Annotated in this window: 15 protein-coding genes; 10 read left to right on the forward strand and 5 right to left on the reverse strand. The window is 63.8% G+C overall.

Translation table 11 applies throughout. The features are described 5' to 3' along the window. The first annotated feature begins 24 nt into the window (after positions 1–24). On the forward strand, positions 25–999 hold the full coding sequence (locus tag PJ259_RS15965; RefSeq protein ID WP_059316972.1) for a LysR family transcriptional regulator: 975 nt from the start codon (positions 25–27) through the stop codon (positions 997–999). Here the strand turns inward: PJ259_RS15965 and PJ259_RS15970 are convergent. Then, positions 929–1,150: a PA3496 family putative envelope integrity protein gene (locus tag PJ259_RS15970; RefSeq protein WP_082696406.1), complete on the reverse strand. Its 222-nt coding sequence runs from the start codon at positions 1,148–1,150 to the stop codon at positions 929–931. The two genes, PJ259_RS15965 and PJ259_RS15970, sit on opposite strands and share 71 nt — an antisense overlap. Before the next feature lie 74 nt (positions 1,151–1,224). After that, positions 1,225–2,094, reverse strand: a complete 870-nt coding sequence (gene hexR / locus PJ259_RS15975; protein WP_059316785.1) for a transcriptional regulator HexR — start codon at positions 2,092–2,094, stop codon at positions 1,225–1,227. Between the two features lie 341 nt (positions 2,095–2,435). On the opposite strand from hexR, the gene PJ259_RS15980 reads away from it, so the two are divergent. The 3 genes from PJ259_RS15980 (at position 2,436) to PJ259_RS15990 (ending at position 5,696) form a co-directional block, all read left to right on the forward strand. Then, positions 2,436–2,954 carry an Hcp family type VI secretion system effector gene (locus tag PJ259_RS15980; protein WP_017639168.1) on the forward strand — a complete coding sequence of 173 codons (519 nt, stop codon included), beginning with the start codon at positions 2,436–2,438 and terminating at the stop codon, positions 2,952–2,954. A 142-nt stretch (positions 2,955–3,096) separates the two neighbouring features. After that, a complete protein-coding gene (gene uvrD / locus PJ259_RS15985) occupies positions 3,097–5,265 on the forward strand; it encodes a DNA helicase II (protein ID WP_059316786.1) in 2,169 nt (722 codons plus the stop codon). 2 nt (positions 5,266–5,267) lie between these two features. Beyond that, positions 5,268–5,696, forward strand: a complete 429-nt coding sequence (locus PJ259_RS15990; RefSeq protein ID WP_059316787.1) for an EamA family transporter — start codon at positions 5,268–5,270, stop codon at positions 5,694–5,696. Between the two features lie 180 nt (positions 5,697–5,876). Here the strand turns inward: PJ259_RS15990 and PJ259_RS15995 are convergent, their stop codons facing one another. Next, positions 5,877–7,637, reverse strand: a complete 1,761-nt coding sequence (locus tag PJ259_RS15995) for a cation:proton antiporter (RefSeq protein ID WP_271653463.1) — start codon at positions 7,635–7,637, stop codon at positions 5,877–5,879. A 272-nt stretch (positions 7,638–7,909) separates the two neighbouring features. Between PJ259_RS15995 and PJ259_RS16000 the strand changes: the two genes are divergently transcribed. From PJ259_RS16000 to ybaL, 5 genes are all read left to right on the forward strand, one after another. Beyond that, on the forward strand, positions 7,910–8,767 hold the full coding sequence (locus PJ259_RS16000; protein ID WP_271653464.1) for a Tim44 domain-containing protein: 858 nt from the start codon (positions 7,910–7,912) through the stop codon (positions 8,765–8,767). Positions 8,768–8,945: 178 nt separating this feature from the next. Further along, positions 8,946–9,347 carry an SMI1/KNR4 family protein gene (locus PJ259_RS16005; RefSeq protein WP_059316790.1) on the forward strand — a complete coding sequence of 134 codons (402 nt, stop codon included), beginning with the start codon at positions 8,946–8,948 and terminating at the stop codon, positions 9,345–9,347. A 68-nt stretch (positions 9,348–9,415) separates the two neighbouring features. Beyond that, positions 9,416–10,174 (forward strand): SDR family NAD(P)-dependent oxidoreductase, encoded by a 759-nt coding sequence (locus PJ259_RS16010; RefSeq protein WP_059312981.1) that lies wholly within the window; start codon positions 9,416–9,418, stop codon positions 10,172–10,174. A 59-nt stretch (positions 10,175–10,233) separates the two neighbouring features. Then, on the forward strand, positions 10,234–10,716 hold the full coding sequence (locus PJ259_RS16015) for an acyl-CoA thioesterase (protein ID WP_059312982.1): 483 nt from the start codon (positions 10,234–10,236) through the stop codon (positions 10,714–10,716). A gap of 74 nt (positions 10,717–10,790) precedes the next feature. Then, positions 10,791–12,509: a YbaL family putative K(+) efflux transporter gene (ybaL, locus tag PJ259_RS16020; protein WP_271653465.1), complete on the forward strand. Its 1,719-nt coding sequence runs from the start codon at positions 10,791–10,793 to the stop codon at positions 12,507–12,509. Here ybaL and PJ259_RS16025 read toward each other — a convergent pair. Together PJ259_RS16025 and PJ259_RS16030 are read right to left on the reverse strand one after the other, a co-directional pair. Continuing rightward, positions 12,506–13,465, reverse strand: coding sequence for an energy transducer TonB (locus tag PJ259_RS16025; RefSeq protein ID WP_271653466.1), 960 nt, complete (start codon positions 13,463–13,465; stop codon positions 12,506–12,508). The genes ybaL and PJ259_RS16025 overlap by 4 nt on opposite strands. A 131-nt stretch (positions 13,466–13,596) precedes the next feature. Then, on the reverse strand, positions 13,597–14,553 hold the full coding sequence (locus PJ259_RS16030; RefSeq protein ID WP_271653467.1) for a CobW family GTP-binding protein: 957 nt from the start codon (positions 14,551–14,553) through the stop codon (positions 13,597–13,599). A gap of 49 nt (positions 14,554–14,602) precedes the next feature. On the opposite strand from PJ259_RS16030, the gene PJ259_RS16035 reads away from it, so the two are divergent. Further along, on the forward strand, positions 14,603–14,953 hold the full coding sequence (locus PJ259_RS16035; RefSeq protein WP_059312986.1) for a hypothetical protein: 351 nt from the start codon (positions 14,603–14,605) through the stop codon (positions 14,951–14,953). The last annotated feature ends 12 nt before the right edge of the window (positions 14,954–14,965 follow it).

The following is a 14,965-nucleotide window of genomic DNA, read 5'->3' on the forward strand; positions in this document are numbered from 1 at the left end:
CCTTATGGATAGAGCCTGATGCCCATGCGCAAGCCGCTGATGCGGCTCACCTTCCGCCAGCTGCAGGTATTCGAAGCCGTCTGCGAAGCCCGCTCCTATAGCCGCGCGGCCGATATCATGGCGCTGACCCAGCCGGCGGTGAGCCTGCAGGTACGCCAGCTCGAAGAGGTGGTGGGCGCACCGCTGTTCAACTACGTCAATCGCACCCTCTATCTCACCGAAGCCGGCGAGGCGCTGCGCCAGACCGGTCGCGATCTCTTCGCCCGCCTGGGCAGCCTGGACATGCAGTTGTCGAACCTGCGTGGTGCCCTGCATGGTCAGCTGCGCCTGGGGGTGGAGAGCAGTGCCCAGTACCTGGCGCCGCACCTGTTCAGCCAGTTTCGCAGCAGTCATCCCCAGGTGGACCTGGCCCTGACCGTGGGCAACCATGCCCGGGTGCTGCGGCGGCTGACGGAAAATCGAGAAGACGTGGCACTGATGTCCGGGGTACCGAGCGGTACGGACCTGGATTTCCTGCCCCTGCTGGACAACGCCATCGTCGCTGTCGCGCGTCCAGGCCATGCCCTGGCGGGTCGCCAGGGACTGAGCCTGCGTGACCTGACAGCCTATCCGCTGCTGGTGCGCGAAGTCGGCTCCGGCACGCGTCAGGCCTGCGAGGACTATCTCAAGCAGAAGCGCGCGCACTTCGCCGAACAGCTGGAGATCGGCGCCTTCGAAGCGCAGCGCGAGGCGGTCCGCGCCGGACTGGGTCTGGCCCTGCTGCCGCGCCAGGCCATTCGCAGCGATCTCGCCGCCGGCAGCCTGGTCGAGCTGGACGTCGCCGAATTGCCGCTGCGACGCTCCTGGTGCGTGGTCCAGGTACGCGGCAAGCCGCTGTCGCCGGTGGCCCAGGCCTTCGTCGACTATCTGCGCGGCCAGCGCAGCCTGATCAATGCGTTAGGTATCGCCCTGGAGCCTGCTGCAGGCGCTGGGCCTGGCGTTCGTCCAGCAGCTGATTGAGAAACAGCAGCTCATCGAGCTCCACGGCCAGGCGCTGCTCTTCGGCGCGGGCTTCGATGGCGCGACGGAATTTCATCCGCCGCTGATCCTGTAGCTTTCTGCGAGTCTTGCTGTCGAGACGAACGCTGGATTCCTGGATGAGAGCGGTCATGCCAATTCCTCCGGGCTGGGATCGGAATGGGCAGCTTCACCTCAACAGGTGACCGTTTGGCGACAGAAAGACGACTATTGAGTGTCGCTGTGCTTGGTCGACTTCGACGACAGCCGCAGGCTACGCAGGCTGCGCTTCACGCTCTTGAGGTGCTCCACCAGCGCCGGACCGCGGGACATGGCCACCCCCATGGCCAGGACATCGATCACCACCAGGTGAGCGATGCGCGAGGTCAGCGGGACATAAATGTCGGTGTCTTCGTGCACGTCGATGGCGATGTTCACCGTGGACAGATCGGCCAGCGGCGTCTGCCCCGGGCAGATGGTGATCAGGGCGGCGCCATTGTCGCGCACCAGATTGGCGGTGATCAGCAGGTCCTTGGAGCGCCCCGACTGGGAGATGCAGATGGCGGCGTCGGAAGAGGTCAGGGTCGCCGCCGACATGGCCTGCATGTGCGGATCGGAATAGGCGGTGGCGCTGAGCTGCAGGCGAAAGAACTTGTGCTGGGCATCGTTGGCCACCGAGCCCGAGGCCCCGAAACCGTAGAACATCACCCGCTGGGCCTTGGCGATCGCCTCGATGGCCGTCTCCAGCGCGCGCATGTCCAGTCGCTCACGGACGTCCATGAGGGTATGCAGAGTGGTATCGAAGATCTTCAGGCTGAAGTCTTCCACCGCATCGTTCTCGTGAATGGCGAACTGGCCAAAACTGGCCCCTGCCGCCAGGCTCTGGGCCAGGCGCAGCTTGAGATCCTGGAAGCCGTCGCAGCCGATGGCCCGACAGAAACGCACGATGGTGGGCTCGCTCACGCCGACGTTGTGGGCAAGGTCGGCCATGGAGCTGTGCATGACCGCAGCCGGATCGACCATGACCTGCTCGGCGACCTTGAGCTCCGACTTGCGCAGCAGGTGGCGGGATTGAGCAATGTGTTGCATCAGGTTCACAGGCGTATCTCGTCTAGCAGGCGGATGTAGTGCGTCGCACTTATACTACATAACGGTCGGCAAGGCTCTTGGTCATTACGATTCAGCACGGTCTTTTTCACCCGCGTACTGGCACTTGGTAGTCGTCTGAACAAACGACTACCTGAATCGGGAAAGCTTTTGCGCCGCTCTGCGCAAGGCCTTGCGCAGATTCTCGAGCACTGCCGCACAGTGTCGCGGCGCCCTCCTTGTAGTCGTTTTTCAAACCACTGATCAGAAAGGATTTTTTCGTTTCTGGCACAGCCCTTGTTAGCTCCTGGCACCCGGGCCATGAAGCCCTATCACCAGGCAAGGAGAGCACCATGCCAACCCCCGCGTATCTGTCCCTCGAAGGCACCAAGCAAGGCCTGATCACTGCCGGCACCTTTACCGAGGACTCGGTCGGCAACATCTTTCAGGAAGGCCATGAAGACCAGATCCTGGTCCAGGCCTTCAATCATCAGGTGATCATTCCCCGCGATCCCCAGTCGGGCCAGCCCACCGGCCAGCGCGTGCACAAGCCGTTGATGATCACCAAGGTCTTCGACAAGGCCTCGCCGCTGATCTTCAACGCCCTCACCTCTGGCGAGCGCCTGGGCAAGTGCCGTCTGGAGTGGTACCGCACCTCGGCCACCGGTACCCAGGAGCACTACTTCACCATCGAGCTGGAGGACGCCATCATCGTCGATGTCCAGTCGCGCATGCCCAATTGCCAGGACCCGAGCATGGCGCACTTCACCCACCTCGAAGACGTCTACTTCACCTACCGCAAGATCGTCTGGACCCACGAGGTCTCCGGTACCTCCGGTTCCGATGACTGGCGTTCGCCGATCGCCGCCTGACGCCACGGCCGCACGACCGCGATCGTCTTCCTGCAGCCTTCGGCCGGCCCTGCCGGCTGGAGGCTCAGCTCCCCGCCCTACCCGCTTCGCCTCCCATCCGTCCGGTTTGGCGCTCCTTTCGCCGCATCGGTAGAATGCGGCGATGAATGACGACATCTCCCTGCTGCTCAATTCCCTCAACGATGCCCAGCGCCAGGCCGTGGCCGCGCCCCTGGGTCGCCAACTGGTTCTGGCTGGTGCCGGCTCGGGCAAGACCCGGGTGCTGGTACATCGCATCGCCTGGCTGATCCAGGTCGAGCGCGCCTCGCCGCACTCGATCCTCTCGGTGACCTTTACCAACAAGGCCGCCGCCGAGATGCGCCACCGCATCGAGCAGTTGCTGGGGATGAGTCCGCAGGGCATGTGGGTAGGCACCTTCCATGGCCTGGCTCACCGCCTGCTGCGCGCGCACTGGCAGGAAGCGGGGCTGTCACAGAATTTCCAGATCCTCGACAGCGACGACCAGCAGCGCATCGTCAAGCGGGTGATCCGCGAGCTGGGTCTCGATGAGCAGCGCTGGCCTGCGCGCCAAGCCCAGTGGTTCATCAATGGCCAGAAGGACGAGGGCCTGAGGCCGCAGCACATCCAGGCCGCTGGTGATCTCTTCCTCAGCACCATGCGCAGCATCTACGAAGCCTACGAGGCGGCCTGCGCCCGTGCCGGGGTGATCGATTTCTCCGAGTTGCTGCTGCGCGCCCTGGATCTCTGGCGCAACAACCCCAGCCTGCTCGAACACTACCAGCGGCGCTTCCAGCACCTGCTGGTGGACGAATTCCAGGACACCAACGCCGTCCAGTACGCCTGGCTCAAACACCTTGCCCAGAATGGCGCCAGCCTCATGGTGGTGGGCGACGATGATCAGTCCATCTATGGCTGGCGCGGTGCCAAGATCGAGAACATCCAGCAGTTCAACGAGGACTTCTCGGCGGAGATCATCCGGCTGGAGCAGAACTATCGCTCCACCGACACCATCCTCAAGGCCGCCAACGGCCTGATCGCCCACAACTTCGGTCGTCTCGGCAAGGAGCTGTGGACAGATACCGGCGAAGGCGATGCCATCACCCTCTATGCCGGCTTCAACGAGCACGACGAGGCGCGCTACATCGTCGAGACCATCGAGAGCGAGTTCAAGAAGGGCACGACCCGCCGCGAGATGGCCATCCTCTATCGCTCCAACGCCCAGTCACGGGTGCTGGAAGAAGCGCTGTTGCGCGAAAAGATCCCCTATCGCATCTATGGCGGCCTGAAGTTTTTCGAACGTGCCGAAATCAAGAACGCCATGGCCTATCTGCGGCTGATCCAGCACCGTCACGACGATGCCGCCCTGGAGCGGGTGATCAACGTGCCGCCGCGAGGCATCGGCGAAAAGACCGTGGAGGCCTTGCGCACCGCCGCACGCGCCCAGAACACCTCGCTGTGGCAGGCGCTGCACGACCTGGTCGGTGCCCGTGCCGTATCCGGTCGCGCCGCCTCGGCGCTCAACGCCTTCGTCGAACTGGTCGACACCCTGGCGCTGAAGGCCGAAGACCTGTCCCTGCACAGCTTGGTGCAGCAGATCATCGAGCAGACCGGCCTGGTCACCTTCCACAAGGAAGAGAAGGGCGAAAAGGGCCAGGCGCGGGTGGAAAACCTGGAGGAACTGGTCAGCGCCGCGCGCTCCTTCGATTTCAGCGGCGACGAGGAGATGACGCCCCTGGCGGCCTTCCTCGACCATGCCGCCCTGGAATCCGGCGATACCCAGGCCGACAGCCACGAAGACAGCGTCCAGCTCATGACCCTGCACAGCGCCAAGGGCCTGGAATTCCCCCTGGTGTTCCTGGCCGGCATGGAAGAAGGCCTGTTCCCGCACAAGATGAGTCTGGAAGAGCCCGGCCGTCTGGAAGAGGAACGCCGTCTGGCCTATGTCGGCATCACCCGCGCCATGCGCCGGCTGGTGATGAGCTATGCGGAGACCCGCCGCCTCTATGGCAGCGAGACCTACAACAAGGTCTCGCGCTTCGTCCGCGAGGTGCCGGATGGCCTGATCCAGGAGGTGCGGTTGTCCAACGCGGTCAAGCAACCCTTCGCTGGCAGTCGGGCCAGTCCCTTCGCCCAGGCACCGGTACCGGAAACCACCTTCAGCCTCGGTCAGCCGGTGCGCCATGCCCTGTTCGGCGAAGGCGTCATCCTCAACTACGAGGGCTCCGGCGCCCATGCGCGGGTGCAGGTGAACTTCAAGTCCGAAGGCAGCAAGTGGCTGATGGTGAGCTACGCCAAGCTCGAACCGCTCTAGGCATGACGGCGTCCTGGCTGTTCTGGGCGCTGCTGGCAGCGGCCTTCGCCGCCCTCACCGCCATCTTCGGCAAGCTGGGCGTGGAACAGGTCAACGCAGACTTCGCCACCCTGTTGCGGACTCTGGTGGTGGTCGTGGTGCTGGCTGCCATCGTCACGGCTACCGGCCAGGCACAATCGCTGGCCAGCATCAGCGGCCGTAGCTATCTGTTTCTGCTGTTGTCGGGGGTGGCCACTGGCCTGTCCTGGCTGTGCTACTACCGGGCGCTCAAGCTGGGACCGGCTTCGCTGGTGGCGCCGGTGGACAAGTTGAGCGTGGTGTTGGTGGCAATCTTCGGCGTGGCGCTGCTCGGCGAACGCCTGGACCTGCGCCAGTGGTGCGGTATCGCGGCCATTGGCGGTGGCGTGCTGCTGCTCGCCTGGAGGCCCTGAAAGGGCGCAGGAAACGGGCCTGACCGCCAGTGGGAGATTGCCGGACGGCAGAAAGCGGCCAAGCCCATTTCCTGCATTGTGCATTCCCTTGCCATCGACCCGCTTATGCAAACGGGCGACTTAGAGCGATTCTGCCGCGTCGATCCCCAGCCGGCAATGGCTGGATTGCGCAAAAGCGGCCTAATGCTGTCCGCCCTTGTCCTGCTCCAGAGTCTCGATGAAGGCGATCTGCAGCCGCGAATGCACGCGGATGAACCAGCGCCACAGCACCGCGATCACCACCACCGCGACCAGGCCGATCAGCAGCAACAGCTCACCACGGGGCAGGATGCTACTGCTCAAGGCGGCTAGCAGCACCAGGATGCCGGCCAGCGACAACAGCGGGATCAGCTCACTGACCAGACGCCGCACCGGCTGGGTATAGCGCCCGGCCTGGTTCTGCCGCACGCTGAGTTCGGCCATCAGCATGGCCAGGGCCTTGAGCTTGCGATAGGCGGCGATCAGGCAGGGCAGCGACAAGAGCAGCGCCCCACCCCAGATGCAGGCCTTCTGCAGGTCGGGATCGGCAATCCAGGTGCCAAGCCAACCCGCCAGGCCGTTGGCGAAATAGGCGCCGCCCAGGAAGATGGCGATCACCAGCGACAGGTTGATGCCGACCTGCAGCAGGATACGTCTCATCATCCCGGCCAACACCGCCTTCTCGCCCTGTGGCTGGATGCTGCGCAACCATTCGCCATAGATGCCCAGTACCCGCTGCAGGGGCTGCGGCAGCCAGCGCCCGATCCATAGCGCCAGCGGATCGGCGGCCTTGATCAGGTAGGGCGTAAGCAGCGTAGTGACCGCCGATACGGCGACCGCCACCGGATAGAGGAAATGACTGGTGACGCCAAGGGTGATGCCCAGGGTGGCGATGATGAAGGAGAACTCGCCGATCTGCGCCAGGCCCATGCCCACTCGCAATGAGGTACGACCATCATTGCCGGCGATCAGGGTACCCAGGCTGCAGGCGAGGATCTTGCCCAGTACCACGGCGACGCTGATCACGGTGATCGGCCAGGCGTATTCGACCAGCACCTTGGGATCGAGCAGCAGGCCGATGGCGACGAAGAAGATGGCGCTGAACATGTCGCGCAGTGGCTCCACCAGCGTCTCGATCTTCAGCAACTGACGGGACTCGGCCATGATGGCGCCGATCAGGAAGGCCCCCAGTACCACACTGTATTCCAGCTTGGCGACCAGCAGGCAGAAGCCGAAGCACAGCCCTAGCACCGTGATCAGCAGCATCTCGTTGCTTTCGAACTTTGCCACGTAGGCCAGCAGCCGCGGCACCAGCAGGATGCCGATCACCAGCGCCACGATCATGAACAGACTCAGCTTGCCCAGGGTCGAGGCCACAGCTCCCGGTTCCACCGAACCGCTTACCGCCAGCCCCGACAGCAGCGCGATGATGCCGATGCCGAGGATGTCCTCGACGATCAGCACGCCAAAGATCTGCTGGGCGAAGCGCTCGTGCTTCATCTTCAGCTCGTTGAGTGCCTTGACGATGATGGTGGTCGAGGAGATGGCCAGGATGGCGCCGAGGAACAGCGAATCCATGTGCGACCAGCCGAACATCTGGCCTACCTGATAACCCAGCCAGAGCATCAGGCTGATCTCCAGGAAGGCCGCGATGAAGGCAGTGGCGCCTACCCGGAACAGTTTGCGCAGTGAAAACTCAAGGCCAAGACTGAACATCAGGAAGATCACCCCCACCTCGGCGAGGGTCTTGATGCTTTCTTCGTCGTGGATCAGACCGAATGGCGGGGTATGAGGTCCGATGATGAAGCCGGCGAGGATGTAACCCAGGACCACGGGCTGCTTGAGGCGGTGAAACAGGATGGTCACCACGCCGGCCACCAGCATGATGACCGCCATGTCCTGGATGAAAGCTAAGGCATGCATCGGCCGGGCCCTCCTATGACGGGCCGGGTTATCTCCCGACACCTGCGCTGACTGGAGTCCAAGACTAGCATCTGCAAACTCTTGTGACGGATTTTGCAAAAATCTGTAATAGATTGATGTAGCTAGAGATTTTCCGCTGTCCGCAGGAGCGACGTTGGTCGCTTGGGCGGCGAGCGCAAAGGGCAAAATACCGAAACAATTCACGCTGGCTGTACTTGACCGGGCAGCGCAAGATGTATCCAACACCAGACTCTTCACTGAGAGAACACCACATGCAACGCCTGATGAGCTTCTTCATGATCCTGTGCCTGGGCCTCACGCTCAGCCTGGATGCCAATGCCAAACGCATGGGCGCCGGCAAGTCCGCTGGCGCCGCGCCCATTCACCAGACCCGCCAGGCCGCACCGACACAGCAGCCGGGCATGGCCGCACCGGCCGCCGGTGCTGGCGCCGCCGCTGCTGCCCGTACCAGTGGCGCCTCGCGCTGGCTCGGCCCACTGGCCGGTATCGCCGCCGGTGGCCTGCTGGCCTCCATGTTCATGGGTGACGGCTTCGAAGGCTTCCAGTTCTTCGACTTCCTGATCCTGGCGCTCATCGCCTTCGTGATCTTCCGTCTGATCGCCCGTCGCAAGCAGCAGGCCGGTCCGCAGCCCGCCGTTGCTGGCCATGCGCCCATGCAGCGCGAAATGCCCAATCAGCCCGCCAACGGTGGCCTGTTCGGGGGTGCCGCTGCCGGTGCCGCACCGGTGATCAATGTGCCGAGCTGGTTCAATGCCGAGCGCTTCGTGGCCGCCGGTCGCGACCACTTCATGAGCCTGCAGCAACACTGGGACGCCAACGAGATGGACAAGATCTCCGAGTTCGTTACCCCGCAGATGCTGCAATGGCTGCGTGACGAGCGCGCTGCGCTGGGTGAAGGCTTCCAGTCCACCTATATCGAGAACTTGAACGCTAACCTGGATGGGGTCGAGGATCTGCAGGGCAAGACCATCGCCACCATCACCTTCAACGGTGTGTCCAAGGAATCGCGTTTCGACCAGGGCCAGCCGTTCAGCGAAAGCTGGCGCATGGAGCGCATGGCTGGTGAAAACCAGCCCTGGCTGCTGGCGGGTATCCGTCAGAACGCCTGATAAGCGCGCGTTACTCGAAAGCCCGGCTCTAAGCCGGGCTTTTTCATTGGTGTCCCAGGCGAACCCTCTCGCGAAACCGCTATCAAGTCCGCACGGAAGCTGCCGTTATCCCGGACTGAACTGCTAACCTTGCGCGCCTCTTTTCCCTATCCGGTGCGCATTTCGAGAGAGGCCTGCTATGGAAGACGTCATCGAACGCCTGCGTGAAGAAAACGAACCCGTTCCCGTTCCCCTGGAACTGCCCGACGAAGACCTGCTGGTCGAAATCGAGGAAGAACTGCTCATCAGCCTGCCGCCGGAATTCCGTGAATTCCTGCTGACCGTCAGCGACGTGGTCTATGGCCGCATCGAGCCGGTGACCGTTACCGATCCCCAGTCCCATACCTATCTGCCGGAAATGGCCGCGACCGCCTGGGATGAAGGCCTGCCGCGCGAGTACATTCCTCTCTGTGCCAGCGATGACGGCTACTACTGCGTCAGCCAGGAAGGCGAGGTGCTGTTGTGGGAAGATGGCGACCTGACCGACGAATCCTGGGATTCGGTCTGGATCTGGGCGCGCGACGTCTGGCTGGAAAGCTGACAGGGCCGCCACTGAACGACCCCGCCTCACGCGGGTCTGGATAAGGCCATTACTCCGGAGGAAGCGTCATGAGCACTCCCGTCGTCCTGATCACCGGCGCCGCGGGCGGCCTCGGCCGTGCCCTGGCGCAACGCTTTGCCCAAAGTCGCTGGCGCGTCGCCGCAGCCGACCGCGATGCCGAAGGCCTGCATGGACTCAACGGCATCGTCGGCCTGGATTCCAGTGTGACCGCCGATATTTCCAGTGCCGAGGGCTGCCGTTCCCTGGTCAGCAAGGTCATGGCTCGCACCGGACGCCTGGACGCCCTAATCAATGCGGCCGGCATCTGGCGCGAAGGCGAGGTGGAGACCTTCAGCGAGGAAGACTACGACCTGGTGATGGCGGTCAATCTCAAGGCCACCTTCTTCATGTGCTCGGCGGCCATCCCCTTCCTCAAGGAAAATCGCGGCGTCATCATCAACGTCGCCAGCGGTGCTGGCCGCCAGCCCATCGCCGGGGCAGCGGCCTATGGCGCGGCCAAGGCCGCGGTCCGCTTCTTCAGTCAAAACTTGGCGGTGGAGTTGGCCCGGGACGGCGTGCGGGTCAATGCCGTTTCCCCTGGCGACATCGACACCCCCATGCTGGACTTCCAGGCGGCGCACTATGGCAGCGGCGATCCGGCCGGCTACCGGCGCAATCTGCTCAACCGCTATCCCCAGGGTGATACCGCACGCTTCATCCAGCCAGAGGAGGTAGCCGAATTCGTCTATTTCCTCTGCCAGCCCCAGGCGGCTGCCATCTCCGGCGCCGACCTGCCCATCGACTTCGGCCTCTCCGCCGGCCGTTGACGGCTGTGACAGACGGCGCTGCGGCGCCGTCTACAGGATTTCCCCTCGAGGATTCGCCCATGGAAGCCGGCAACCACCAGTTGAGCATGACCATCCTGATGACCCCGGACCTGGCCAACTTTTCCGGCAATGTCCACGGTGGCGCCCTGCTCAAATACCTCGACGAGGTCGCCTATGCCTGCGCCAGCCGCTATGCCGGTCGCTATGTGGTGACTCTGTCGGTGGATCAGGTGATCTTTCGCGAGCCCGTGCATGTCGGCGAACTGGTGACCTTTCTCGCCTCAGTGAACTACACCGGCACCACTTCCATGGAGATCGGCGTCAAGGTCATCACCGAGAATATCCAGCAACGTTCGGTGCGCCACACCAACAGCTGTTTCTTCACCATGGTGGCGGTGGACGAGAACGGCAAATCCTGCCCAGTGCCTCAGCTCCAGCCCGTCACCCCGGACGAGAAGCGACGCTGTGTGCAGGCACAGCAGCGCCGGCAGATCCGTCGGGAACTTCAAGAGCGCTATCAGGCACTCAAGGAAACCTTTTGAGTTTTGCCGGCTAGGTCGCCGTCGTTCGACGGCAGCGGCTCCAGGATCTGGCAATCCAAATCCTTGGAGCCAGCATGTCCCATCACACCCCTCTGATATCGACCCTGGCGATCGGCCTGGTCCTGGCCTTCGTCTTCGGTACCCTGGCTACCCGCCTGCGCCTGCCGCCCATCGCCGGCTATCTGCTCGCCGGCGTGGTCGCGGGACCCTTCACCCCTGGCTTCGTCGCCGATCCCGAGCTGTCCAAGGAACTGACCGAAATCGGTGTCATCCTGCTGATGTTCGGTGTGGGCCTGCACTTCTCCATCAAGGACCTGCTGGCAGTCAAGCGCATCGCCATTCCCGGCGCGATCGTCCAGATCGCCGCCGCCACCCTCATGGGCATGGGCGTGAGTCATTTCCTGGGCTGGGGCCTGGGCAGCGGGCTGGTGTTCGGTCTGTCGCTGTCGGTGGCCAGTACCGTGGTGCTGTTGCGGGCGCTGGAAGAGCGCCAGATGGTAGAAAGCCGGCGTGGACGCATCGCCGTGGGCTGGCTGATCGTGGAAGACCTGCTGATGGTGCTGGCCCTGGTGATCCTGCCGGCCCTGGCGGGCCCCCTGGGCGGTGACAGTGGCGAGCAACCGGGCCAAAGCCTGGGGCTGGAGCTGGGTGTTACCGCCCTCAAGGTGGGCGCCTTCATCGCCCTGATGCTGGTGGTGGGTCGGCGAGCCATTCCCTGGCTACTGGCCCGCGTCGTGCGTACCGGTTCGCGTGAACTCTTCACCCTGGCCACCCTCGCCATCGCCATGGGTATCGCCTATGGCTCGGCCTCGCTGTTCGGGGTGTCCTTCGCCCTGGGCGCCTTCTTTGCTGGCGTGGTGCTCAACGAATCCGAACTCAGCCACGATGCGGCGGAAAATTCGCTGCCGCTACGTGAAGCCTTCGCCGTGCTGTTCTTCTTTTCGGTGGGCTGCCTGTTCGATCCGGAAATCCTGCTGGAACGGCCCTGGGCGATTCTGGCGACGGTCGCAGTCATCGTCTTTGGCAAATCCATCGCCGCGATGCTGATCGTCCTGGCCTATCGTCGCCCCCTGAGTGTGGCCCTGACCATCGCCGCCAGCCTGGCGCAGATCGGCGAGTTCTCCTTCATCCTCGCCAGCCTCGGCCTGTCACTGAAATTGCTCGACCAGGGCGCGCACGATCTCATCCTGGCTGCCGCCATCATCTCCATTATCCTCAATCCGTTGCTGTTCCACGGCATCGATCGCCTGCAGCCCTGGCTAGAGCGCCGCGAAGGTCGCCGGCTCGTCAACGCCAAGGGCAAGCATGCACCGGAACTGGACGACGAACCCGAGCCCGTCGAACACAGTGGACATCTGGTCCTGGTGGGCTATGGCCGGGTAGGTCGCTACATCTGCGATCGCCTGGATCGCCAGGGTCCGCCGCTGATCGTGATCACCGATGAGCCCGAGCATGTCACGGCGCTACGCCAGCAGGGCTTCAAGGCAATCCTCGGCAATGCGACCCAAGACAAGGTGCTGGCGCGGGCCAAGCTCAAGGAAGCACGCGCCCTGCTGCTGGCGATACCCAACGGCTTCGAAGCCGCCGAGATCGCCCGCCGTGCCCGCGAGCTGACTCCCGATCTGCACATCCTTGCCCGCGCGCACCACGATGACGAGATCCGTCATCTGGAGGCCAATGGGGTGGATGAGGTAATCATGGGCGAGCGCGAGATCGCCCATGGCATGTTCCGCTACCTGGGTCTGGAACGACCTGGCGAGCATGAGGCGGAACCCAGGGGCTCCGCGGCCTAGCGGCGCTGGATCTTGAAGTTGAAGGTCTTGGTGGCCTTGCGCGGCACGATCTGACCACCAGAGACCCGCGGGGCGAAGCGCCATTCACCCAGCACCTCGAGCACAGCGCGCTCCAGTTGCTTGTTGGAGGCTTCCAGCACTTGGATATCGGCCAGTCGACCATCGGCGGTCACGGTGAACATCACCCTGACCTCGCCACCCACGCCGCGGCGGCGCAGCATTTCCGGATACTCCGGCGGTGTCATCTTGATCGGCCGGATATCGGCGTCATCGATGCTACCCGTGGGTAGACCCGCGGTCTTTGGCGGACCGGAAGGCGCAGCGGCAGGTGCAGGCTGACTAGGTGCGGTAGCCGCGGGAGCAGGCGCTGGAGAAGGCGCCGCCTGGGCGACCGGTTCCGGCGCGGGCTCGACCTTTTTCGGCAATGGCTTCTGCTGGCTGTGCTCGACCGGCTTGGGTTTGGGCTTCGGCTTGGGTTTAGGCTTTTCCACCACCGGCTTGGGCGGCTCCACCGGTTTCGGCGGCTCCACGGGCTTGGGCGGTTCTGGCGGCGGTGGTTCGGGTTGCGGCGGCGCTGGCGGTGCCGGGGCGGGTGCAGGTGGTTCGGGTACCGGCTTGGGCAGCTGGATGAAGCTCACCTGCATGGGCTCGTCGCCCTTGGCTATCTTCAGCTCCGGCGGGGCCTGGACCACGAAGAACAGGGCTGCTGCCATGCTGGCGTGCATGATCAGCGACAATGCCGAGGCGGCGCCCCAGCCACGGCCGCGCGGTGGCTGCTCACCCGGCTCAGCGGCACCTACCGGAGTCAGCACCGGCGTCAGGATCTCTTCGTTACGCTCGGGCATCCGAAACGACAGGATGGTGGCCGAGGGCTCGCTACGCTTGGCATTGACCCCTGCGACCGGTTCCACGTCACCTGCCAGGGCGGCCCTGACGGGTCCCTGGACGGATTCCACCTCGTCACCGTCAGAACGCGCAGCAACTACGAGAGGTTCAGGCTTGGCAAGAGATGTCGGAGCCATGGGAGCGATACGCAGAGGAAGTAAATTTAATAATCATTATCATTAACTGAAAAGATTTGGCAACCTCAAATGTCGCGAATGGTCCCGCGCAGGGCTTTTTCGAGGGCCTCTAGATCCGGCATCTTCTCCAGGATCAGCTCCAGCCGATTGTCACGGCGCCATGGGCTTGGCTCCCAACGACCTTCCCCGGCCAGACCGTTGTAAGCCTGCCAGCCGTCCTGCAATTGCAGGACCGCCTTCAGCCGGCGCAGGCCCGGGAGCCTGGTCAGAAGAGCCAGCAGCGCAGGCCCGTCGAAGCGGTGCTGGGAATGCCAGCGCCAACCGACGGCGTGATGCCCCTCCTGGGTATGACTGAAACGCAGCGGGCGATGGGGTAGCACGAGCGCCTGTGGCGAAGAAACGGCCGTGGGCTCGGGTAACTCGCAAGCGCTTGAGGACTCCTCGGTAGCCAAGGGCAGCTCAGCCAGCGTGATCCGGCCCTCCTCCGTCCAGTACAGCGGCCGGTCGCCCAGCTGCGGTGGCAAGAGCGTCTGGTCCAGCCCTTCGCTCTTGTTGAGCACGACCAGACCCGCCTGCTGCAGTGCCTGGTGCTGAGCATCCGGCAGAGGCAAGCCCTTAAGCAATTGCCCGGCATCCACCACCCAGACCAGCGGTTGCAGCGTCAGCACCCCGGTCCAGGGCGGTGCCTGGAGTTGTCGATACAGGCTGGCGGGATGACCCAGGCCGGAAGGCTCGATGAACAGTCGCTGCGGTCGCGCGCGCCGGAGCAATCGCGTGAGAGCTACCTGCAGGGGCACGCCCTGGACGCAGCACAGGCAGCCGCCCGGAACCTCGGCAATACTCACTCCCTCGTCGTCCCGGGTCATGAGCGCCGCATCGAGGCCGATCTGGCCGAATTCATTGACCAGGATCGCCCAGCGCTCGTTGGCAGGACGCTGGGTGAACAGCTGGCGGATCAGGGTGGTCTTGCCGGCGCCCAAGGGACCGGCGATCACATGGGTCTTGATATCGGCTAGGCGCATGGCGAAAGGTCGAATGCTAGAGTGACGGTTTTGCGAGAGGTTGCTTGGAATGCGGCGCCTGTTGATTGCTCTACTGCTGTTGCCTTCACTGGCGCTCGCCGACGCCTGCGTGATCCGCAGTCGTCAGGGCAGTGTGGACGTGCAGATCTGCCAGAGCAATATCGACATCCCGGCCAAGCTGTTTCGCGAGGGCTTCTGCCAGCCCCAACTCAAGGGCCAGCAGACCGAGGTCCGCTTCGTCGACCGTTGCCCAGTGGGCGAGATCGGCATCTGCCGGGACGCACGCAGCCCCGGCGTGCCCTATCGGCAGGATATCCACTACTACGGCGAACCGGGCGACGGCCGTTTCCTGGCCGTCGCCTGTCGTCAGCAGAATCAGGGCAGCTGGCGCGTGCCCTGAGGTTTCACGTGA

The organism is Pseudomonas sp. JBR1 (assembly GCF_028198185.1).
In the GTDB taxonomy this organism is placed as follows: Bacteria; Pseudomonadota; Gammaproteobacteria; order Pseudomonadales; family Pseudomonadaceae; genus Chryseomonas; species Chryseomonas oryzihabitans_E.